The sequence below is a fragment of the Bradyrhizobium sp. Bra78 genome (genome assembly GCF_024519855.1).
GTDB classification, from domain to species: domain Bacteria; phylum Pseudomonadota; class Alphaproteobacteria; order Rhizobiales; family Xanthobacteraceae; genus Bradyrhizobium; species Bradyrhizobium japonicum_G.
In genome coordinates this window covers 57,278-78,861 of sequence record NZ_JALJRE010000007.1, presented here as the reverse complement: position 1 = coordinate 78,861, position 21,584 = coordinate 57,278, and the positions used below count along the sequence as shown (strand labels likewise).

Annotated in this window: 19 protein-coding genes and 1 pseudogene; 13 read left to right on the top strand and 7 right to left on the bottom strand. The window is 64.7% G+C overall.

Annotation, left to right across the window (positions count from 1 at the left end; genetic code table 11):
* The 5 genes and pseudogenes from OC450_RS17345 to OC450_RS17325 form a co-directional block, all read left to right on the top strand.
* Window positions 1-199 (top strand): annotated as a pseudogene (locus OC450_RS17345) (lipid II flippase MurJ); the annotation flags it as partial.
* 283 nt (window positions 200-482) lie between these two features.
* The gene (locus OC450_RS17340; protein ID WP_211385044.1) at window positions 483-758 is read left to right on the top strand and encodes a DUF1127 domain-containing protein; all 276 of its coding nucleotides are present in this window, start codon (window positions 483-485) and stop codon (window positions 756-758) included.
* Between the two features lie 257 nt (window positions 759-1,015).
* On the top strand, window positions 1,016-3,325 hold the full coding sequence (locus OC450_RS17335) for a xanthine dehydrogenase family protein molybdopterin-binding subunit (protein WP_262048337.1): 2,310 nt from the start codon (window positions 1,016-1,018) through the stop codon (window positions 3,323-3,325).
* 89 nt (window positions 3,326-3,414) lie between these two features.
* A complete protein-coding gene (locus OC450_RS17330; RefSeq protein WP_211385046.1) occupies window positions 3,415-3,864 on the top strand; it encodes a c-type cytochrome in 450 nt (149 codons plus the stop codon).
* A gap of 347 nt (window positions 3,865-4,211) precedes the next feature.
* The gene (locus OC450_RS17325) at window positions 4,212-5,495 is read left to right on the top strand and encodes a cystathionine gamma-synthase family protein (protein ID WP_211385047.1); all 1,284 of its coding nucleotides are present in this window, start codon (window positions 4,212-4,214) and stop codon (window positions 5,493-5,495) included.
* Window positions 5,496-5,576: 81 nt separating this feature from the next.
* Here the strand turns inward: OC450_RS17325 and OC450_RS17320 are convergent, their stop codons facing one another.
* Window positions 5,577-5,993 carry a CHRD domain-containing protein gene (locus tag OC450_RS17320; protein ID WP_211385048.1) on the bottom strand — a complete coding sequence of 139 codons (417 nt, stop codon included), beginning with the start codon at window positions 5,991-5,993 and terminating at the stop codon, window positions 5,577-5,579.
* A gap of 155 nt (window positions 5,994-6,148) precedes the next feature.
* Between OC450_RS17320 and OC450_RS17315 the strand changes: the two genes are divergently transcribed.
* Window positions 6,149-7,078, top strand: a complete 930-nt coding sequence (locus OC450_RS17315; protein ID WP_211385049.1) for a c-type cytochrome — start codon at window positions 6,149-6,151, stop codon at window positions 7,076-7,078.
* 24 nt (window positions 7,079-7,102) lie between these two features.
* On the opposite strand, the gene OC450_RS17310 is transcribed toward OC450_RS17315, so the two are convergent.
* Window positions 7,103-7,348, bottom strand: coding sequence for an Lrp/AsnC ligand binding domain-containing protein (locus OC450_RS17310; RefSeq protein WP_045008738.1), 246 nt, complete (start codon window positions 7,346-7,348; stop codon window positions 7,103-7,105).
* A gap of 268 nt (window positions 7,349-7,616) precedes the next feature.
* Window positions 7,617-9,596 carry a PAS domain-containing sensor histidine kinase gene (locus OC450_RS17305; protein ID WP_262048336.1) on the bottom strand — a complete coding sequence of 660 codons (1,980 nt, stop codon included), beginning with the start codon at window positions 9,594-9,596 and terminating at the stop codon, window positions 7,617-7,619.
* A 269-nt stretch (window positions 9,597-9,865) separates the two neighbouring features.
* Here OC450_RS17305 and thiD point away from each other — a divergent pair, with 269 nt between their 5' ends.
* From thiD to OC450_RS17285, 4 genes are all read left to right on the top strand, one after another.
* Window positions 9,866-10,666 (top strand): bifunctional hydroxymethylpyrimidine kinase/phosphomethylpyrimidine kinase, encoded by an 801-nt coding sequence (gene thiD, locus OC450_RS17300; protein WP_262048335.1) that lies wholly within the window; start codon window positions 9,866-9,868, stop codon window positions 10,664-10,666.
* 218 nt (window positions 10,667-10,884) lie between these two features.
* A complete protein-coding gene (locus OC450_RS17295; protein ID WP_211385052.1) occupies window positions 10,885-11,697 on the top strand; it encodes a UDP-2,3-diacylglucosamine diphosphatase in 813 nt (270 codons plus the stop codon).
* Window positions 11,698-12,741, top strand: coding sequence for a glycosyltransferase family 4 protein (locus OC450_RS17290; protein WP_211385053.1), 1,044 nt, complete (start codon window positions 11,698-11,700; stop codon window positions 12,739-12,741).
* A 63-nt stretch (window positions 12,742-12,804) separates the two neighbouring features.
* Window positions 12,805-13,788, top strand: a complete 984-nt coding sequence (locus OC450_RS17285) for a threonine/serine dehydratase (protein ID WP_211385054.1) — start codon at window positions 12,805-12,807, stop codon at window positions 13,786-13,788.
* Window positions 13,789-14,075: 287 nt separating this feature from the next.
* Here OC450_RS17285 and OC450_RS17280 read toward each other — a convergent pair whose 3' ends face one another.
* Complete coding sequence (locus OC450_RS17280) at window positions 14,076-15,887, bottom strand: caspase family protein (protein WP_262048334.1); 1,812 nt, start codon at window positions 15,885-15,887, stop codon at window positions 14,076-14,078.
* A gap of 164 nt (window positions 15,888-16,051) precedes the next feature.
* On the opposite strand from OC450_RS17280, the gene OC450_RS17275 reads away from it, so the two are divergent.
* Complete coding sequence (locus OC450_RS17275; RefSeq protein WP_262048333.1) at window positions 16,052-16,495, top strand: RbsD/FucU family protein; 444 nt, start codon at window positions 16,052-16,054, stop codon at window positions 16,493-16,495.
* Window positions 16,496-16,755: 260 nt separating this feature from the next.
* On the opposite strand, the gene OC450_RS17270 is transcribed toward OC450_RS17275, so the two are convergent.
* Entirely contained in the window at window positions 16,756-17,073 is a 318-nt protein-coding gene (locus OC450_RS17270; RefSeq protein WP_211385057.1) for an antibiotic biosynthesis monooxygenase family protein, read from the bottom strand.
* A 232-nt stretch (window positions 17,074-17,305) separates the two neighbouring features.
* Between OC450_RS17270 and OC450_RS17265 the strand changes: the two genes are divergently transcribed.
* Window positions 17,306-17,665: a hypothetical protein gene (locus OC450_RS17265; RefSeq protein WP_211385058.1), complete on the top strand. Its 360-nt coding sequence runs from the start codon at window positions 17,306-17,308 to the stop codon at window positions 17,663-17,665.
* A 218-nt stretch (window positions 17,666-17,883) separates the two neighbouring features.
* Here the strand turns inward: OC450_RS17265 and OC450_RS17260 are convergent, their stop codons facing one another.
* The gene (locus OC450_RS17260) at window positions 17,884-19,245 is read right to left on the bottom strand and encodes a hypothetical protein (RefSeq protein ID WP_262048332.1); all 1,362 of its coding nucleotides are present in this window, start codon (window positions 19,243-19,245) and stop codon (window positions 17,884-17,886) included.
* A 75-nt stretch (window positions 19,246-19,320) separates the two neighbouring features.
* Between OC450_RS17260 and OC450_RS17255 the strand changes: the two genes are divergently transcribed.
* Window positions 19,321-20,517 carry an MFS transporter gene (locus tag OC450_RS17255; RefSeq protein ID WP_262048331.1) on the top strand — a complete coding sequence of 399 codons (1,197 nt, stop codon included), beginning with the start codon at window positions 19,321-19,323 and terminating at the stop codon, window positions 20,515-20,517.
* On the opposite strand, the gene dgcA is transcribed toward OC450_RS17255, so the two are convergent.
* Window positions 20,487-21,482, bottom strand: coding sequence for an N-acetyl-D-Glu racemase DgcA (gene dgcA / locus OC450_RS17250; protein WP_211385061.1), 996 nt, complete (start codon window positions 21,480-21,482; stop codon window positions 20,487-20,489). The two genes, OC450_RS17255 and dgcA, sit on opposite strands and share 31 nt — an antisense overlap.
* Between the last annotated feature and the right edge of the window lie 102 nt (window positions 21,483-21,584).

Below are 21,584 nucleotides of genomic sequence, written 5' to 3'. Positions count from 1 at the left end.
CAAATTCCTGCTGACCGGGTTGATCCTGGCCGCAAGCTTCTGGCTGATCGCGCGCGTCAGTGGTGTCTATTTTGCTTCGATGCCTTTCCGGGACGAATTGACGCTCGCGCTATTGGCCGTCGGGGGCACGATCGTCTACGCGCTCGTGATCCTCCTGCTGTTCAGCCGTCGCTGGTTGGTCTCCCTGGTGCGCGGCTAGGCGAGCTTCAATAGACGGACGCGCGGGAGCGGACGCTCGCCCCCAGAGTGTAAGCAGCATCCGCACATCTCTTGATTTTACACGATTGCCGTGGTACTGGTATCTCATGATTAAATCGTCGCGCAAAATCAACTCGGTGCACATGACCCGCTTCGGCTGGGCCGTGGAAGGAGTCGCGCGCTAGGAATTCGACGACGACATCTCTTCCACCAGGCCCCGCCGGCATCGGACGGGGCCTTTTGTTTGGCCGCGCTCCCTGTCGGCACAACAGCAGGAGCATCCGATGCCACCTCAATTGACGAGCAGCACATCCGCGACGGAGGGCGATGCCGCGAGGCTCCGCCTCGACCTCTCCACCGTCTTGAGCCTGCTCAAGCGATACTGGTTTGCGTTTCAGGCGCGGCGCCGAGGCCAGCGAGTTACCTTGCAGGACCTGAGCGACAGGGAGCTGATGGATATCGGCCTAACGCGTTCCGAGATCGACCACATCACGCCTGAACGGGCTATCGACAGGCTGAGAGATCGCGTCGCGGATCCATGGAGTCGAGGCGTGATGTGAATGATCAAACGGCCGGAAGGGGACATGCGCTTTGCGAACGAGCGGCGGGCAGCACGCTGCCTGTTCTGCATTGCGAGACGAGTTCGGCAACTATCGTGCCATCAACCGGACCGGTCCTCACAGGGAAATGAGCGGGCTGCGACCTTTCCGTCATGACGGGCGTGGGTGCTGGGCGATCCATGCGCCTAAACTCGTTTGCCTTGCCAGTTTTTCCACGGCAATATGCCGGCAAAACAACCATAGGACGGGACAAGAAAATGGCGGCTCCCATCAAGTTCGGCGTTGGCCAAAGCGTGCTGCGCAAGGAGGATGACGCGCTCATCCGCGGCAAGGGCCGCTATACTGATGATTACGCGCCGCAGGCCGCGCTCCGCTGCCTGATGCTGCGCTCGCCGCACGCGCATGCCAAATTCACCATCGATGCGAGCCGCGCCCGCGGCTTGCCGGGCGTTGCCTTGATTCTGACCGCTGCCGACGTCGCCGATCTCGGCGATCTGCCCTGCCTGTTCAATCTCGAGACCGACCCGTTCAAGGGGCCTCCCTATCCGATCCTTGCCAAGGATGAAGTGCGCCATGTCGGCGATTCCGTCGCCTTCGTCGTCGCCGAGACCATCGACCAGGCCCGCGACGCGATCGAGGCGATCGACGTCAAATGGAGCCCGCTGCCGGCGGTGACCGGCGTCGTCAATGCCGTCAAGAAGGGTGCGCCGCAGGTCTGGCCGGACAAGGCCGGCAACGTGCTGTTCGACGTCTCGATCGGTGACAAGAAAGCGACCGAAGCCGCGTTCGCCAAGGCGCATGCGGTCGCCGAGATCTCCATCGTCAATCCGCGCGTGGTCGCAAGCTTCATGGAGGCGCGCGCGGCCGTCTGCGAATACGACGCCAAGCGCGACCATCTGACGCTGACCGTGGGCAGCCAGGGCAGCCACCGCCTGCGCGACATCCTGTGCCAGAACGTGCTCAACATCCCGACCGAGAAGATGCGGGTGATCTGCCCCGATGTCGGCGGTGGGTTCGGCACGAAACTGTTCCCTTATCGCGAATACGCCTTGCTGGCTGTGGCGGCCAAAAAACTGAAGAAGACGGTGAAGTGGGCGGCGGACCGCACTGAGCACTTCATGGGCGATGCGCAGGGCCGCGACAATGTGACCACCGCCAAGATGGCGCTGGCCGAGGACGGCAAGTTCCTCGCGATGGATTGCGACCTGATGGGCGACATGGGCGCCTATCTGTCGACCTTCGGGCCCTACATCCCGCATGGCGGTGCCGGCATGCTGCCGGGCCTCTACGACATCCAGGCGTTCCACTGCCGGGTGCGCACCATCTTCACCAACAGCGTGCCGGTGGATGCCTATCGCGGTGCGGGCCGGCCCGAGGCCGCTTACGTCATCGAGCGCCTCGTGGATGCCTGCGCGCGAAAGCTCGACATGACGGTGGATGCCATCCGCCGCAAGAACTTCATCCAGCCGAAGGCGTTGCCGTACAAGACGGCCACGGGCAAGGTCTATGATTCCGGCGACTTCGCCGCGCATCTCAAGCGCGCAATGGAGATCGCCGAGTGGAAGGAATTTCCCAAGCGCGCCAAGCTGGCCAAAAAGCACGGCCTGATCCGCGGCATCGGGCTTGCGAGCTATGTCGAGGTCTGCGGCACCATGGGCGAGGAGACCGCCAATGTGCGGATGGATCCGAACGGCGATATCACCGTCCTGATCGGTACGCAGTCGAGCGGGCAGGGCCACCAGACCGCCTATGCGCAAATCGTCGCCGAGCAGTTCGGCGTTGCGCCCGAGCGCGTGCACATCCATCAAGGCGACACCGACGAGATCGCGACCGGTCTCGGCACCGGCGGTTCGGCTTCGATCCCGTCGGGCGGCGTCAGCGTCGAACGCGCCACGCGCGAGCTTGGGCAGAAGCTGAAGGAGATCGCGGCGCAGGCGCTGGAAGCCAGTGCCGGCGACCTCGAGATTACCGACGGCGTTGTGCGCATCGCAGGTACCGACCGTTCGATCTCGTTCGCCGATATCGCCAAGCGTCCCGGCGCCGATCCGTCGAAGCTCAATGCGAGCGCGACCTTTGCCAGCGCCGACGGCACCTATCCCAACGGCACCCATGTCGCGGAAGTCGAGATCGACCCTGCCACCGGCATCATCAAGATCGTCAACTACGTGATCGTCGACGATTTCGGCAAGACGCTCAATCCGCTGCTTTTGGCGGGGCAGGTGCATGGCGGCGCCATGCAGGGCATCGGCCAGGCGCTGATGGAGCAGGTGGTCTACGGCGCGGGCGACGGCCAGCTGATCACCGCGACCTTCATGGACTACGCGCTGCCGCGCGCGGCGGACGGGCCCGACTTCGTGTTCGAGACCGCCAACGTTCCCTGCACGACCAATCCTCTGGGGGTGAAGGGGGCGGGCGAGGCCGGTGCGATCGGCTCCTGCCCCGCCGTCGTCAACGCCATCGTCGACGGCCTCTGGCGCGAATACAAGATCGACCACATCGACATGCCGGCGACGCCGGAGCGGGTCTGGGTCGCCATCAACGAGCACCATCGCCGTCACAGCCTCTAAGCTGCGACCTTCGGCGGCGGGAATAAACGCCCGCCGCCGGGTTCTATCCATGATGGCCCCCAACCTCTGCGACCCGGAGAAACATTCCGATGAAACGGACCATGATTGTCGTGAGCATCCTCTTGCTGGGTGCGGGCGCCGTGATGGCGCAGCAGGAGATTGCCGTGCAGCAGGACAACCTGATGCGTTCGATCGCCAAGAACCAGTATGGCGTCATCCTGAAGATGACGAAGGGCGATATCCCCTACGACCAGAAGGCCGTCGATCAGGCCATCGCAAGCATCGAGGCCGACGTCGCCAAAATCGCAAAAACCTTCGAGGTCAATCCCAAACAGGACGTGGTGAACGCCACCTACGGTGCATCATCAAAAGTCTGGCAGAACAAGGCCGATTTCGACTCCAAGATTCCGCCGGTGCAGAAGGCGATCACCGAGGTCAAGGGCAAGATCAGCGATGTGGCGAGCCTGAAGGCCGCCTACACTGCGATCAACGACCGCTGCAACGATTGCCATGAGACCTATCGGGTCAAATTGAAGTAGCGGTTGCAGCTTGTAGTCTGGATGGAGCGGCTTGTCCGCCGTAGCTCGTAGAGCGAAGGCGGAAGCGAAATCCGGGCTACCAGGAACTCAGAAAGGGCGGCCTGCGTAAGCAACCGCCCCTTTTTTGTTGTGTGACGTGACCAGCGGCCGCAACGGCGGCGCGCGGCGCAGCAGGAAATTCTGTTCGCAAGGCCTGACGGATCGTCGTTGGAGCAGCTATCTTTGCTCCAGCCGCCGCGACAGTGATGTGAGCCATTGGATGCTGGCGCATCTCGCTCCCTTACCGCTCCACTCGACGGAGTTCCAGCACGCGGCGAACAGCTCAATCAGGAACAGCGAGACAGGCCATGGCAAAACCGTTCCCGTCGAAGACTCACATCGGCAACCATATGCTGCATCCGGAAACGCTGATGCTGACCTATGGCTATGATCCGCAACTGTCGGAAGGCGCCATCAAGCCGCCGGTGTTCCTGACCTCGACCTTCGTGTTCAGGACGGCCGAGGACGGCCAGGACTTTTTCGATTTCGTCGCCGGCCGGCGCGAGCCGCCGGAAGGGATGGGCGCGGGCCTGGTCTATTCGCGCTTCAATCATCCCAACAGCGAAATCGTCGAGGACAGGCTCGCGATCTACGAGCGCACCGAGAGCTGCGCGCTGTTCTCATCCGGGATGGCGGCCATCGCAACCACGATCCTGGCTTTCGTCCGCCCTGGCGATGTCATTCTGCACTCCCAGCCGCTCTACGGCGGGACGGAAACCCTGCTGACGAACACGCTCTCGCGCCTGTCGATCGGCGCCGTTGGCTTCGCCGATGGCGTCGATGAAGCCGTGGTCAGCCAGGCCGCGGAGGAGGCCATGGGCAAGGGCCGGGTTTCGATGATCCTGATCGAAACCCCGGCCAACCCGACCAACGGGCTGGTCGACGTTGCGATGATGCGCCGTATCGCCGAGGCGATCGGAAAGCGCCAGGGACACGTTCCGATCATCGCCTGCGACAATACGCTGCTCGGGCCGGTGTTTCAGCGGCCGATCGAGCACGGCGCGGACATCTCACTGTACTCGCTCACGAAATATGTCGGCGGTCATTCCGACCTGATCGCGGGCGCCGCGCTCGGAGCGAGGGCGGTCGTGAAAGGCATCAAGGCGCTGAGAGGCGCCATCGGCACCCAGCTCGATCCGCATTCCTGCTGGATGATCAACCGGTCGCTCGAGACGCTGAGCCTGCGCATGGAGAAGGCCGATACGAATGCGCGTGTCGTGGCGGACTATCTGCGCGATCATCCGAAGGTGGCCAAGGTCCACTACCTCGGTCATCACGACGAAGCTTCGCCGGCCGGACAAGTGTTCGCGCGGCAATGCCTGGGGGCGGGATCCACGTTCTCGTTCGACATCGTCGGCGGCAAGGGGGCGGCGGTGAAATTCCTCAACGCGCTGCAGATACTCAAGCTGGCGGTGAGCCTTGGCGGCACGGAATCGCTGGCGAGCCTGCCGGCTACCATGACCCATTCCGGCGTTCCCGCCGACATCCGCCGGAAGATCGGCATCCTCGATTCCACGATCCGGCTGTCGATCGGCATCGAAAACCCGTCGGACCTGATCGCCGATCTCTCGCAGGCGCTGAACGCGGCTTGAGCGCAATCGGGTCCTGTCGAATCGAAAAGGCCGGACGCCCTCTCCAGCGTCCGGCCTTCGCCGACGAAACAGCCTCGAGAATTACTTCGTCACCTGGCCGCGGATCTCGCCGCCCGGATTGGCCGCGGTGTGGATGTTGACGTAGAGCTTGCCGGCGAGCAGATCGGCGGCCTGCGCGTCGGTCAGCGTTGCGGAGCCCTCGACCGGGCTTTTGGCGGCGCCCGGGATCGGGACCGCAACGCCGGCGTTCTTGCCGGCTTCGGCAGGTCCGTGGAAATGGGCGGCGGTGGCGGGGCCGGACAGGCCCGAATAAGTGAGCTTCCAGGACAGTTTCTTGCTGGCGGCGTCGTAGTCCAGATCGGCCGTTCCAGTGCCGCTGCTGGTCGTTGCGGGCACCTCGGACTTGGCGTCAAGCGTTGCTTTCAGCTTGTCCGCGTTGGCCGAACCGGCAAACGCAACGGCGCCTAGCACTGACATGGCGATAGCGGTCTTGTTCATGACTCTCTCCCTGCTGAACCCGTTTGGGCTGCCAAACTTCCAACAGCCGGCATCTCACTTTATTCCCGTTTCAGGCCGCGGCGAGCTAAATTCTTCGTGGCTGGAGCGGCGAAGACATCGATCATAAGGTTCTCCGCAAGGTTTGAAAGGACTGCATGTTGCGACGAACAATTTCCGTGGTGCTGCTCGCCGCACTCGCCGCCGCCGGCGTCTATTGGTGGCTCAGCGCGCCGGTGGTGGCCGCCGCCGGCACTGCGCCTGCCCATGTCCCCAATCTCGCCAACGGCGAGGTGATGTTCAACGCCGGCGGTTGCGCCTCATGCCATGCCGTTCCCGGCCAGCCCGACCGCACCAGGCTCGGCGGCGGCGTTGCTATCAAGTCGCCGTTCGGAACGTTCTACGCGCCGAACATCTCCTCCGATCGGACCTCCGGCATCGGCAAATGGAGCGACGCCGATTTCCTCAACGCGGTGATGCACGGGGTGTCGCCGGACGGACAGCATTACTTTCCGGCGTTTCCCTATACGTCCTATCAGCATGCAAGGCGCGAGGATTTGCTCGATCTCTTCGCCTATCTGAAAACGCTGCCGCCTGTTGAGGGCAAGGTACGCGACCACGACGTGCGCTTTCCGTTCAGCATAAGGCGCAACATCGGCATCTGGAAATTTCTGTTCATGGACGGCAAGCCGCTGGTCGCCGACGGCACCAGGTCACCGCAATGGAATCGCGGCGCCTATCTGGTCAACGGCTTGGGCCATTGCGCGGAGTGTCACAGTCCGCGCAACGCGCTCGGCGGCATTATCTCCGGCGAACGCTTTGCCGGCGGGCCGAATCCGGAAGGCGAGGGATGGGTGCCCAACATCACCCAGAAGGGCCTCGGCGAGTGGAGCGCGAAGGATATTGCCTATTTCCTCAAGACCGGCGAATTGCCCGACGGCGACAGCGTCGGCGGCGCGATGACGCGCGTGATCAAGAACACCTCGCAATTGTCGGACGAGGATCTTGCGGCGATGGCGGACTATCTCAAGTCGCTGCCGCCGGTGGACGGCCCGCCGCGCCCCAAGCGCAAGGAGGGCGGCGCCTGACGAGGCCCGCCCCTTTCCGGATGGTTAGCTCGCGCCAAACGCCTTGAAGGTGATGATGGTGAGGGTGTCCTGGATGCCCGGGAGCACCTGCACCTTCTCGTTGATGAAGTGACCGATGTCGGTGTCGTTGTCGACGTAGAACTTCACCAGCAAATCGTAGTGGCCGGCCGTGGAGTAGATCTCGGAGGCGATCTCGGCTTCGGCAAGCGCATTGGCGACCGTATAGGACTGGCCGAGCTTGCATTTGATCTGGACGAAAAAGGGAACCATTGCAGTCACTCCGAAGGCATATCTGACGGCTAATAGGCCAAACCCGGCCGGATTTAGCAAGCGGCCGGCCCGGATGCGGGGATAAGCGGCCCGCGGCCATCCTTCGAGACGCCCGCCCTTGGCGGGCCCTCAGGATGAGGGCGGAGTGGGTGGCGGCAGTTTCAAGGGGCAATGATGGCAGTTAGCCTCGCCCTGAGGAGACCGCGCAGCGGTCGTCTCGAAGGGCGAGGCGTGCTACCAAATATCAAGTGCATTTCTCCGCGATCCCCTATGAGGTCACCGTCGCCGCGGCAAAAGCGTCCCTGAGCCGCTGCGCCAGCTCGGCCTTGCGGTAGGGTTTTGTCAGGACGACCGCCTGCGCCTGCGTACAGCCTTGCTCGACCAGGGTCTCCAGCGCGTAGCCCGATGTGAACAACACGGGCAGACCGGGGCGAATCCGCCGGGCCTGATCGGCGAGATCCCAGCCGCTGAAGCCGCCCGGCATGATGATGTCGGTGAACAGCATGTCGATGCCGGGATCGGTGCGCAGCCGCTGCAAGGCCTCCTTGCCGTTGACGGCGGCGACCACGCGATAGCCGAGCGCTTCCACCCTGACGATGACCGAGGACCGCACGAACGGATCGTCCTCCGCAATCAGGATGGTCTCGTGGCCCAGCGGCACCGCCTCTTCGCTCTCCTGCACATCTGCGAGGGAATGTGCGGCGCCGGCGCGCGGCAGGTAGATCCGGACCGTCGTTCCCAGGCCCTCTTCGCTGTAGATCGAGACATGGCCGTCGGATTGCTTTGCGAAGCCATAGACCATGCTAAGCCCGAGGCCCGAGCCCTTGCCGACCTCCTTGGTGGTGAAGAACGGCTCGAAGGCGTGTTCGATCACGTCGGACCTCATGCCTTCGCCGTCATCGGTGACGGAGATCAGGGCGTAACTGCCGGACATCACCTCCGGGTGCAGGGCGCGATAGTCCTCGTCGATCGCGGCCAGCTCCGTGCTCAGTGTCAAGTGCCCGCCGGCCGGCATGGCGTCCTGCGCGTTCAGCGCCAGGTTCAGCACGGCGGATTCGAGCTGGGCGCGGTCGGCGAAGGCCTGGATCGTGCCGGGACCGAACGCGGTCTTGATCTCGATGTTCTCGCGCAAGGTACGCTTGAACAGTTTCAGCATGGATTCGAGCAGCTCGCGGCAATCGATCGTCTGCGGCTGGAGCAGCTGGCGGCGGCTGAATGCGAGCAGCCGCTGCGTCAGCTCCGCGCCGCGCTCGCCGGACTCGCAGATGTCGTCGGCAAACTGCCGCAGATCGGGCCGGGCCTTGAGCTGCTCGCTCAGATGCTCGGCGTTGCCGATGATGACGGTGAGGAGATTGTTGAAGTCGTGGGCGATGCCGCCGGAGAGCTGGCCGACCGTCTCCATCTTCTGCGCCTGCTGGAGCTGCTGCTCGGTCAGCTTGCGCGCGGTCAGATCGTGGACGATGCCGACGTAGATCAGCTCGCCGTCCTGCCATGCCTGGCCCACCGACAGATTCATCGGAAAGGTCGAGCCGTCCTTGCGCAGGCCGGCGGCTTCCCCGGTTGCGAAACGCCGCGTATGACCCGTGGGTGAGGGTCTCTTCTCGTCGGTCATCAGCATGCCGATGTCATGATTCATGACCTCGTCAACGCGATATCCGAACAACCGTTCGCAGGCGGGATTGAACAGGAGAATGCGGGCTTGCGCATCGAACAGGATGACGCCGTCGACCGCGGTGTCGACGACGGCGGTGAGGCGCGTCATGCTCTCGCGCAGCGCGCGCTGGGCTTCACGGACCTGGCCGAGAAGCTGCGCCGCATCCCGGCTCTTGATCTCCTCCTCCTCGAGCGCGGCCTGGACCTTTTGAAGCTCGAACGGGGAGGGGATGGCCAGGATCTTCGGCAACAGCGGCCAAAGCGCACCGGCAGTGACCACGGACGCAACGGCCGTCGCCGCCTTGACGATGCCTTCGATGCCGTAGATCGGAACCCACAGCGTGTAGATCGACAGCACGTGCGTCAGGCCGCACGCCATGATGAAGATTGCGAAGGCCCAATAGACCCAGCCGAACTGGAGGTCGCGCCGTTTGGTGACGAGGATCGTGAGGGCGAACGGGATCGAGAAGTAGGCGGCCGCGATGAGGGCGTCGGAAACGACGTGCAGCCAGATCAGCTCGGGCTCCCACAGCAGGCAGATGCCGTGCGGTGAAAACATCGAGGAGTCGAGGATGCGTTCGAAGTAGGCCCACATGATTCCACTCCGACCGGCTTGCGGGCCGGGGCGGCCTGCAACATTGGTGTCGCTGGATGATTCCAGCACCAACGTCTCACTCCGCGATACGGACGCCAAGGGTCAAGACGATATAAGGACATATTTTGCAATCTGTGCACGATTGCGGGACGACAGCGCGGCACCGGGCCAAGACCTGCTGATTCGCCGGCCGGCCCGGCTTGCTGGCGTTCCGTGGTCGCGCTAGGACAGATCATGGCGATGCCCCTCTCAAGCGAATGGTTCCGGCGATGACGACGCCTGTCGCTCTCACCATTGCCGGCTCCGATTCGAGCGGCGGCGCCGGCATCCAGGCTGACCTCAAGACCTTTGCCGCGCTCGGCGTCTATGGCGCGTCCGCCATCACGGCGTTGACGGCGCAGAACACGCGCGGCGTCACTGGCATTCACGCGGTGCCCGCCGAGTTCGTCACAGCGCAGATCGACGCGGTGTTCTCCGATCTCGACGTCGGCGCGGTCAAGATCGGCATGGTGGCCCAGGTCGCCAGCATCGATGCGATCGCAGCCGCGCTGTCGCACTGGGCGCCCCGGCATATCGTGCTCGATCCCGTGATGGTGGCGACGTCGGGTGATCGCCTGCTCGCGTCCGAAGCCATCGACGCCCTGCGTACGAAGCTGATGCCGCTGGCCTCGGTGATCACGCCCAACCTGCCCGAGGCCGCGGCGCTGCTCGACGAGGCGGTCGCGGCAAGCGAGACGGAGATCGAGAGCCAGGGGCGCCGGCTGCTGGCGCTGGGCTGCCGGGCGGTCCTGATCAAGGGCGGGCACGGCGAGGGCGCCGAGAGCATCGACTATTTCGTCGATGCCGAGAACACGATCGCGCTCGCCGCGCCGCGCATTGCCACCCGCAACACCCATGGCACCGGCTGCTCGCTGTCCTCGGCGGTCGCCGCGGGGCTGGCGAAAGGCGAGGACCTCGAACACGCCGTGCGTAGCGCCAAGGCCTGGATCAGCGCCGCGATCGCGGCCGCCGACCGCTTCGGCGTCGGCCACGGCCACGGGCCGATCCATCATTTCCACAAGTTTTACTGAGACCGGCTCCGAGCGGCGCGACGGCTGCTGCCGTTAACCAATAGGGCCACGGGGCCCGGGCTTTTTGCGGGCAGCCATTGCCGCTTCATGTCGCCTGATTGTCGCATGCGACTGATATTCGCGGGGAGGGCGAGGCAAGGCGTGATTCGTATCTGAGGGTGCCTCAAAAGTTCAATCGGTCATCCCCCTGTCACGGGATCTTGTTACAGGCATGTCGCATGGGAAGTTACGATGTGAGTGACGAGAGCCCTGAAAGGCGCTTTCGCACCTTGTTCATCTCCGACGTTCATCTCGGAGCCCGCGGTTCTCAAGCCGACCTTCTGCTCGACTTCCTGCGCTACCACGATGCCGATACGATTTATCTCGTCGGAGACATCGTCGACGGCTGGGCGCTGAAATCGAGCTGGCACTGGCCGCAATCGCATAACGACCTGGTCCAGAAGCTGCTGCGCAAGGCACGCAAGGGCGCCAAGGTCATCTACATCCCCGGCAATCACGACGAGTTCCTGCGCAATTACTACGGCACGCATTTCGGCGGCATCGACGTGGTCGAGAACACCGTCCACACCGGCGCCGACGGCAAGCGCTATCTCGTCATCCACGGCGACATCTTCGACCTCGTGGTGCAGAACGCGCGCTGGCTCGCCCATCTCGGCGACAAGGCCTACGACTTCGCGATCCAGATGAATCGCTTCGTCAACTTCTTCCGGCGCATGTTCAAGGTGCCGTACTGGTCGCTGTCGCAATGGGCCAAGCAGAAGGTCAAGAATGCGGTCAACTATATCGGCGCGTTCGAGCAGGCGCTCGCCGCCGAAGCGCGGCGCCACGACGCCGACGGCGTGATCTGCGGCCACATCCACTACGCCGTGATCCGCGACGAGGGCGGCATCCGCTACATGAATTGCGGCGACTGGGTGGAGAGCTGCACGGCGCTGGTCGAGCACGACGACGGTCATTTCGAGATCATCACCTGGGCTGATCAGGTGCAGAAGCCGTCACAAGTTCCGCAGGTCGCAGCAAGGGCAGCCTGAATGCGCATCCTGGTCGCGACCGACGCCTGGCACCCGCAAGTCAACGGGGTGGTTCGGACGCTGACCAAGCTTGCTGACGCCGCCAAGGGCTTTGGCGTCGAATTCACGTTCTTGACGCCGCAATCGTTCCGCACCTTCGCGATGCCGAGCTACCGCGACGTCCGGCTCGCGATGCCGCGCCCGGCGCGAATCGCAAAGCTGATCGAGGAAGCGCGCCCCGACAGCATCCACATTGCGACGGAAGGGCCGATCGGCCTGATGGTTCGCCGCTATTGCCGCCAGCGCAAGCTGCCGTTCACGACCAGCTTCCACACCCGTTTCCCCGAATACGTCCGCGCCCGGGTGCCGGTTCCGGAATCCCTGATCTGGCGGGCGCTGCGCCGCTTCCACGGGGCAAGCCGCGCCGTAATGGCGGCAACGCCTGCTCTCGCCAGCGAGCTGACCGAGCGCGGCTTTGCCAATGTCGTGCTGTGGCCGCGCGGCGTTGACACAAAACTGTTCCATCCCCGCGCGATCGATCTCTGCCTGCCGGCACCGGTGTTCCTCTCGGTCGGGCGCGTTGCGGTGGAGAAGAATCTCGAGGCTTTTCTCGAACTCGATCTGCCCGGCACCAAGGTGATCGTCGGCGACGGTCCGGCGCGTGCCGTGCTGGAAGAAGCCTATCCCGATGCGATCTTCCTTGGGCAGAAGCACGGCGACGAACTGGCCGACATCTATGCCGCCGCCGATGTGTTCGTGTTTCCGAGCAAGACCGACACCTTCGGCCTGGTCCTGCTGGAAGCACTCGCAAGCGGCCTGCCGGTAGCCGCCTTCCCGGTGAAGGGGCCCCGCGACGTGATCGGCGATGCGCCGGTCGGCGCCCTCGATCCCGATTTGCGCAATGCCTGCTTCGCCGCGCTCGACATCTCCCGGCAGGCCTGCGTCGAGTTTGCCGCCGACTACACCTGGGAGGCCTCGGCCCGGGCGTTTGTGGACAGCATCAGGGCGGTCGGAGCCATGCTGCCAGGGCGAAACGGCGCGGAACAGCCACGTTTCGTTGCCTAAGAGGTGGAAACCCTCGCGCGGAGGTGTCTTGCCCACGCCTCATCCGCCGGGATAACATCTGCCATGACCGAACAGCTCCTCCCGATCGGCCCTGCCGACATCGATGCCGCAGCGCGCGTGATTGCGCCCTTCGCCGTCCGCACCCCGCTGTTGTCCTTTCCCGTGCTCAATGAGCGCGTCGGTGCCAAGGTGTTCCTGAAGCCGGAGATGCTCCAGCGCACCGGCTCCTTCAAGTTCCGCGGCGCCTTCAACAAGGTCGCATCGATCCCGCAGGACAAGCGCGCCGGTGGCGTCGTCGCGTTCTCCTCCGGCAACCACGCCCAGGGCGTGGCGGCCGCCGCAAAAATCCTCGACATGCAGGCGACCATCGTGATGCCCGCGGATGCGCCGCTGTCCAAGCGCGAGCGCACCAAATCCTACGGCGCCGAGGTCGTGCTGTACGATCGCGACCGCGACGACCGCGAGGCGATCTCGCGCGGCATCGCCGAGAAGCGCGGCGCGACGCTGGTCAGGCCCTATGACGATCCCTTCGTGATCGCGGGGCAGGGCACCGCCGGCCGCGAGATCGCGGAGGACATGGCGGCGCTCGGCCTCAGCCCCGACATCGTGGTGGCTCCGGCCTCCGGCGGCGGCCTTATCGCCGGCGTCGCGACCGCCGTGAAGGCGCGCTATCCGCTGGCCCAGATCGTGGTGGCCGAACCCGAGGCGTTCGACGATCACGGCCTGTCGCTGACGGCAGGTCATCGCGAGCCGCATGCGCCGGCCGGCCGCACCATCTGCGATGCGCTGATGGCCTTGATCCCCGGCGAGATGACGTTCGCCATCAACAGCAAGCTGCTCGCACGCGGCGTCACGGCGTCGGACAAGGAAGTCGGCGCGGCCGTCGCCTTTGCCTATCGCGAGCTGAAGCTCGTGGTCGAGCCGGGCGGCGCGGTGGGCCTGGCCGCGCTGCTCGCGGGCCGCCTCGACGTTGCCGGGAAGAACGTCGTCATCGTGCTCTCCGGCGGCAACGTCGACGCCGATCTGTTCGCCGAGCTGGTGGCCTGAGAACAATTTCCTGTGGCCCATCCATCCTTCGAGACGCCCGCTTTGGCGGGCTCCTCAGGATGAGGACGAAATGCGCAGCAGCACTTTCAGCCGGTACCGATGCCTTCGAGCCTCATCCTGAGGAAACCGCGAAGCGGTCGCCTCGAAGGACGAGGCGCGCGCTCAGGCCGCCCAAAGGCCACCTGGTAAGGACAGGCCGCGATGCAGCTGATCACGTCTATTCCCCGAACATGAAAGGGGCAGAGCGTTTCCGCTCTGCCCCTTTGTCGTTGTGTGGCCGACCGCGATCAGTGCATGAAGCCGCGATGGTTGTTGCCGCCGCCCATGCTCGGCGACTGGTTCATCGACTGGCGGAAGTTGTTGCCGTTGTTGTTGACCATCCGGTTGGTCGTGTTGAACTGCGGCCGGCTGTTGTTCTGGACCTGCACCTTGTTGACCGGGTTGGTGTTGATCTTGACGCCGTTGTTGACGCGGATCGGGTTGTTTTGGGTCTGAACCTTTACGGGCTTGGTCTCGACGGTCGAACCGCCCTTGCCGACATTCACCGGCATGCTCACGATCTTGCCGGGAGTGCCATTGGTCGTGCCGTTGCCAGTGCCGGCATTGTTGCCGCCGTTCTGTGTAATGTTGGTCGCCGGCAGCGTCACGATCTTGCCGATGCCGCCATTGGTGTTGGTCGTGTTGGTCGGCGCAGGCAGGGTGACGATCTTGCCCGGGGTCTGCGACGGCGTGCCGTTCTGCTGGTTGTTGCCCGCCGGCAGGTTGACGATCTGACCGCCGTTGCCGAGCTTGCCGATGCCGTTGTTGTCGCCCGGCTTCTGCATGATCGGCAGGTTGCCGCCCATCTGGCCACCGCCATTACCCTGCTGCATCAGTGGCATGTACTTCGGCTGGCCGAGATTGCCGACCTTGAAGGTCGGGTTGACGTTCTGCGGCGCCAGGAACCTGGTCGCCTGCATCAAGGGGACCAGCTTCGGCTGGGCTTCGAGCTTCAGCGCGACTTGCGCATAGGGGGTGTTGCCGTAGCTGTCGTAGAAGTTCTTGTAGCCGATCGGCGAGTTCGCGAGCACCGCCTTGTGCCAGGCCTGCGTGAGCAGCAGGTTGTTGAGCAGCCAGCGGACGTGGTCGCACAGCGGATCTTGCGGGTACATCTGGATGAACTCCTGATAGTACTCCGGCCGCGCCTCGGACACCACGTAATCATAGGCCTGGCGGGTCGAGCGGCTCGGCAGGTTGGAGGCCATCTGCACGACAGGCGCATTCACCGGCGCGCGGTTGGCAGCAACGGCGGTGTCGCCGAAGAAGGTGAAGTCGGAGGTCAGCGACGAGCTCTCCCACGGGATCTGCGCGCCGCTGGTGCTCTGGTTCACTTCGAGACGCACGCGCTTGAAGAGTTGCTCGATCGGCACGTTGGGCTCGCGCGCGACGTTCAGGAAGGCCTGGGTGTAGGGGCTGTGGCCACCGGTGCCGTCCTGCGCTTCCGCGCCCGGCGCGGTCGAGTAGCCGACGATCGAACCGTTCGGCGCATCGACGATGGCAAGGCCACGGCCGGCGTCGTTGACGTTCGGGAACGGGTTGTTGCGGCAGGCATCGAGGATGACGATGCGCATGCGGCTCGGGATCGTCTCCAGCGTCGACATCACGTCGACCAGGCGAACCGAGTTGTTGACGAGCTCGGTCTGGCTCGAGACCTTGGCGTCGACGGGAACGAGGTAGTTCTCGCCGGCGAGCTGCACGCCGTGACCGGCGTAGTAGACCATCGCCACCGTGTTCGGACCGCGCGCGGACACTTTGGCGGAGAAGTCCTGCACCACGCGGAGCATGTCGTTCTGGCCGAGATCGGTTGCGGCCACCACTTCGAACCCGGCCGAATTCAGGAACTTCGCCATCGACTCCGCGTCATTGTCGGGGTTGGCGAGCTGCGGCGCGTTCTGGTAGTTCGAATTGCCGATCACCAGCGCCACCCGCTGTTCCGGGCCTTGCAACGCGGTGGGGGCCGGCTCGACCGGGGCGACTTGCGCGGAAACGGGGCCGCAGGCGAAGCCGAACAGGCTTCCCAGCAGGCTAGCCGTCATCAGGAAAGGCTTTAGGCGGAACATGGCGTGCTCCTTTGGCACTGATCTCGATGCGAGATTGGTTGCGAGGAAGCTTGGCCGCGTTCGAGCTTGTGGTCCGTGATCGTGATCACCATGATAGGCTGCGTGATCTGAATCACGTTTGGAACCTGGTCAGGTTGGCGCCCGATGGGAGGACAGTCCGTCACATGCTGAAATCGATCGATCCGATCCTGACGCCTGATCTGCTCTGGCTGCTGGCTTCCATGGGCCATGGCGACGACCTCGTTTTCGTCGACGCCAACCACCCGGCCACCCGCATCGCGCAGAGCACCACATCGCAGCTCCTGATCCATCTGCCGGGCATGAGCATGGAGACCGCCATCCGCGCCATCATGTCGGTCTATCCGCTCGACGATTTCGATCCAGATCCGGTCCGCGTGATGATGCCGGTCGACGACCCCGACCGCGTCCCCGACGTGCAGCGCGCGGTGCTGGCCGAGATCGAACGCACCGTCGGCCGCCCAGTCGTTCCCGGAAAGCTCTCACGCCCTGACTTCTATCGCGCGGCAGCGGCGAGCTTTGGCGTGGTCCAGGTCGGCGACTGCAGAGGCTATGGCTGCTTCCTGATCAGGAAGGGCGTGATCAGCTAGGGTCAGTCATCAATTGGGACGGCCAGCCGATGCGCACAAGAAGACCGTCAGGCCGGATATTCCGACCTCGTAGAGCCCCCATTCGCGATGGCGCAGCACGCCGCCGGGCCGGATGATCAAATCGTCCACGCGGGCGGCGACGGCATCCACCTCGGGCGTGCGAATGATCGGCCCCGGTGCTCTATAGTCGTGGCCCGTTTCCCGATCCGCAAGGGCGCCGGCCGCAGAGATCGTCGATGATATTGTGACGCCGGACGAGATCAGCTGTGCCTGAAAGGGCCGACTTCGCGGATCACCTTGCAGATCTGCAGAAAGCCGCTGGCGTAGAACTCGGCATGTCCCCGCTTCATCGTCTCGACGTGTTCGGGGTGGGTGCGCCAGGCTTCGAGCGCTTCCTCCGAGGCAAAACGGAACACGGTGAGTTCCTCGCCGTCATCGGCCTTGAACGACTTGATCGACAGAAAGCCCGGAAGACGGCTGACGATATCGTACATGCGCCCGCCGAGGCGGTCGTGTTCGTCGACAGAGGCGCCGTCCCGCAATTGTAGATCGCCAATGACAATCACTTCGCCAATCATGTGTCCTCAACCTTCGGTGATGGAATTTCCGTCCCCGACCTCTTCGGTTTCGCGGGGGGCTTTGTTACATCGCGCCAGGCGAGATTGTTTTCGTGCACGGGTTGTTTCGGCGTGTGTCAATTCCTCGTCGTCGAAACATCGATCGTCGGATGTCGCCCGAAATTCCCGGTTGCGATGAACTTCGCCCCGAATTTGAATGGCCTGCCGGCATCCGACTGTCTATGATCGGTCCATGTCTCGCCTTATGTGTCTATCTGTCGCTATTGTCCTGTCGCTGCTGCCGGCTGTCGCCCCCGCTGCGTCAATCCAGAAACGCCACAAGCAGGCCTGGCAAGGCTACGGCTTCCTGCCGGGCTATCGTCAGCCGCTGAGCAACAGCATTCCGCTCTACAAGCAGAAGGACGCGATGCGGCGCCTGTCGCGCAACGACCGGCGCCACTGGTACATCGACCCGGTTCCGCAATATTACGGCTGGGATGGTGATTGGCATTATTTCGGCCGGCCCGGCTTCGGCGGCGGCCGCTACAACGGCGGCAGCTTCGGTCCGTGCTGGACTCGAACACCGATCGGCGCGGTCTGGAATTGCGGGTGATGGGGCGAGCAGGCGGCGGCTAGTCCGTTATTGCGAGAGCGCGCGCCTCACTCTCCTTCTGCGCCCCGGACGCAGTGTAGCGCTACTTCAGCGGTGCGCTGCAAAGCTGCAGCCCATCTTGCACAGGAATTCGTTGCTTGCGGGATCCCGGCTCTGCGCAGCGACGCCAAGGGCGTTGCAGCGCGTCCGGGACACGAGACCGAGTATGCTGCGTTCCCTTACGAGAAGAACGCGATCTTCTCGGCCTGGGTCATGCGGCGGATCGGCGCGAGGGGGTCGTTCGCTGCCGCGCGGGGCTTTTGCAAAATGCCGCTGGCGAGGATGGTGGCGCCGAGCGAGGCTTCCGGGACCGGCGAGGGCATCGGAAGCGATGCGGTCGGCGCCGCGGCGAATGTTGCCGTGGCGGCCATCGCAGGGGCCGGCTGCTCCATCACTTCGGCGGCGGCTTCCGCGATGGCGTTGGTGAGGCGCGCCAGCGATTCCATCGCGATCGGCGCTTCCTCGGCGGGCTCTTCCATCACCGGTGCGATCGGTTTCGGCATCTCGGCGGCAATGGGCGCTGCGGCCTCCGCAACCATCGGGTCCGCAACGGCCGCTTCCATCTCGACGGGCTCGATGATCTCGTCGAACTCCGGATCGGGTGCAGCCATCTCCAGCGCGATGGCGTCAAGTATGGCTTCGTCCTCGGCTTCCGCGGCGGCATCCGGCGCAAACGCGTCGGTCACCTCCGTGAAGGCGGCGGGCTCTGCAATAGCGGTGTCGTCAGGCGCGATCTCGCTCTCGGCGGCGATCTCGGGCCCGGCGGCGGCGTTCATTGCCTCCTCGGCGACGACGAACGCTTCGGCGGCGCCGGCCGTCTCCACGGCCGGTTCGGGCTCGGGGGCCTTGGCGATGTCCTGCGGCGGCTCCGTAAAAGCCACGGGCGCTTCGCTTGCCATCGCGGCAGGCGCGACCTCCGCAGGCGATGCGTCCGCCACGGGCGATGCTGCGTTCTGCTCCGCAGCCGGCGAGGGCCGCACCGCAGCTTGCGGCTTCGTGTCGCCGTCGGCCTCCAGCTGCTCGATCCGATCCCTGAGCAGATCGAATGCGGCCTGGAGCTCGACGCGGGGATCGATGGTCGAAACCTGTCCGCAGGCCGCCTCGATGGAGGCGAGCTGCGAATCAATCAGGTCGCAGATTCGCCCGTCGGCGCCGATCTCGCGCCAGCGCCAGGAGATCTCCTTGATGATGCGCACGCCGCGCGGGATCGCAGCGAGGATCGCCTCGATCGCCGCGGGATCGACGGCCGCGATCGCGATAGTCTCGGCTTCGCGAATGGCGCGGCGGATCTCGACCAGCGCTTCGGGCAGGCGGTCCTCGACGACGGGTTGTCGCTGTGCCGCAAGGGTTTCTTCGATTTTCGCGACCGCATCGAGCACCATGGCCGTGTCGGCATTGCGGTTGCGCTTGGCATATTCGCCGAGGAACCAGCGGCCGCGCGCGGTCTCCATGAAGGCTTCGCGGATCGCGTCGTAATCCTGCTCGTTCGGCTCGGCCGCGCGGGCAGACATGGGCGAGAGGGCGAATGCTTCGTTGGCCATGACAATCTCGTCGCGCAAATCACCGCGCGTTACTGTAACGATCACCACGATATCGACCGAATCGCAATTGGTTTGATGGCACCCGAATCACAAATCCCCATCGCAGCGCCCTCGGGGCGGCGATTCGCACGCTACCTTGCGCTGTTCTACAGCACGTCATTCGCTGTCATGGGCACCCATCTGCCGTTCTTTACGGTGTGGTTGAAGGCCATCGGCATCGAGCCGGCATGGATCGGGATCATCGGCGCAGTTCCAGCCGTCACGCGCTTCACGACGTTGCCCTTCGTGACGAGCCTTGCCGAACGGCGCCACGCGTTGCGCGGAGCGATGATCCTGACGGCGTCGGCCACCGCGCTCTGCTTTGCACTCGTCGGCACCCAGCAGCAGCCTTGGCCGGTGCTGCTGCTCTACATTGCGACCTGCTGCTGCTGGACTCCGTTGTTGCCACTCACCGATGCTTACGCGTTGCGCGGCGTCGCCCGTTACAAGCTCGATTACGGACCCTTGCGGCTCTGGGGATCGGTCGCGTTCATCCTCGGTGCGCTTGCCTGCGGTTTTTTGGTCGACATGATCGCCGCGCGTCAGCTGATCTGGGTCATCGTTGCGATGGCGACAGTCTCGGCCATGGCCACGCTTTCGCTTCGTCCGCTGGAGGATGCGCCGCGATCGACGAGGGGAACGCAGGCCGGCAAGGCCCTGCTGCGCGATGCGGGCTTCCTGGCCATCATCTCTGCGTCCGCGCTGATCCAGTGCAGCCACGTCGCCTTCTACACGTTCGCCTCGATCAACTGGCAGAGCCAGGGTCTCGGCGGGGTGACGATCGCGGGACTGTGGGCGCTCGGCGTGCTTGCCGAGATCGTCGTCTTCGCGCTGTCGCCACGCTTCTCGCTACACCCGTCGCTGCTGGTGGTGATCGGAGGCTTGAGTGCCGTGGTGCGCTGGCTGATCACCGCGCAGGATCCGCCGATCGCCATGCTCGCGCTCGCCCAGCTCGGGCACAGCTTGAGCTTCGGCCTCACCCAGGTCGGCGTGATGAATCTCATGGTGCGTCACGTTCCCTCGCATCAGATGGCGCGCGGGCAGGGATATTACGCGGCAACCAACGGTCTCCTGAGTTCGGCGACGTCGATCATCTCGGGCGTGCTCTACGCGCGCTATGGCGAGGGGTTGTACTACGTCATGGCCGCGATGGCCGCTGCCGGTGCCCTCGTGATGTGGTCGGTGAGGCACCGGCTCAAGGCTCATCCCCACAGCGAAGCGTCCGGCGGATAGACCAGGCTGTCGTCATAGCGCAGGGCGTGATCGCGATCGCGCGCCAGCAGCAGCGGGCCGTCGAGATCGACGAAGCGCGCCTGCGGCGTCACCAGCATCGCCGGGGCCATCGACAACGAGGTTGCCACCATGCAGCCGATCATGATCTCGAAGCCGAGCGCCTGCGCGGCGTCCGCCATCGCGAGCGCCTCGGTGAGGCCGCCGGTCTTGTCGAGCTTGATGTTGACGGCGTCGTAGCGCTCGCGGAGCGGCGCCAGCGAGCGGCGATCGTGCACGCTCTCGTCGGCGCAGACCACGAGCGGCCGCTTGATCCGCGCCAGCGTGCCGTCCTTGCCGGCCGGCAGCGGCTGCTCGACCAGGGTGACGCCGGCGGCGGCGCAGGCGCTCAGATTGTGCTCCAGATTGGCCTCGGTCCAGGCCTCGTTGGCATCCACGATCAGCTCGGATTCGGGGGCGACCTTGCGCACCGCGGCGATCCGCTCCGGATCGCCGTCGCCGCCGAGCTTGATCTTGAGTAGCGGCCGGTGCGCCGCCCTGGCGGTCGCCGCCGCCATGGCGTCGGGGGTGCCCAGCGAGATCGTGTAGGCCGTGGTGCGCTCGCCCGGCACCGGGCGGTCGAGCAGGCTCCAGGCGCGCAAGCCGGCCGCCTTGGCTTCCAGATCGATCAGGGCGCAATCCAGGGCATTACGGGCCGCGCCGGGAGGCATGGCCGCCTGGAGAGCCTGGCGGGTGAGGCCGCCGGCCACGGCCTCCCGCATGGCCTGGATGGCCGCGAGCGTCGCCTCGGGCGTCTCGCCATAACGGGGATAGGGCACGCATTCGCCGCGGCCGGTCAGGCCGTCCCGGCTGACCTCGGCCGTGACGGTCACGGCCTCGGTCTTGGCGCCCCGGCTGATGGTAAAACTGCCGGCGATGGGGAAGCGCTCGATTCGCGCGGCGAGAACCGGAACTTTGCTGGAAGTCATTTTGAACTCTGGCGAAATCTGAACCTGCTAGTTACCTCTAGCAACTAACGTTAACCAGTTGGGGATACCTTCTCCGGGTAAGGGCGCGTGCGCAACGATCTG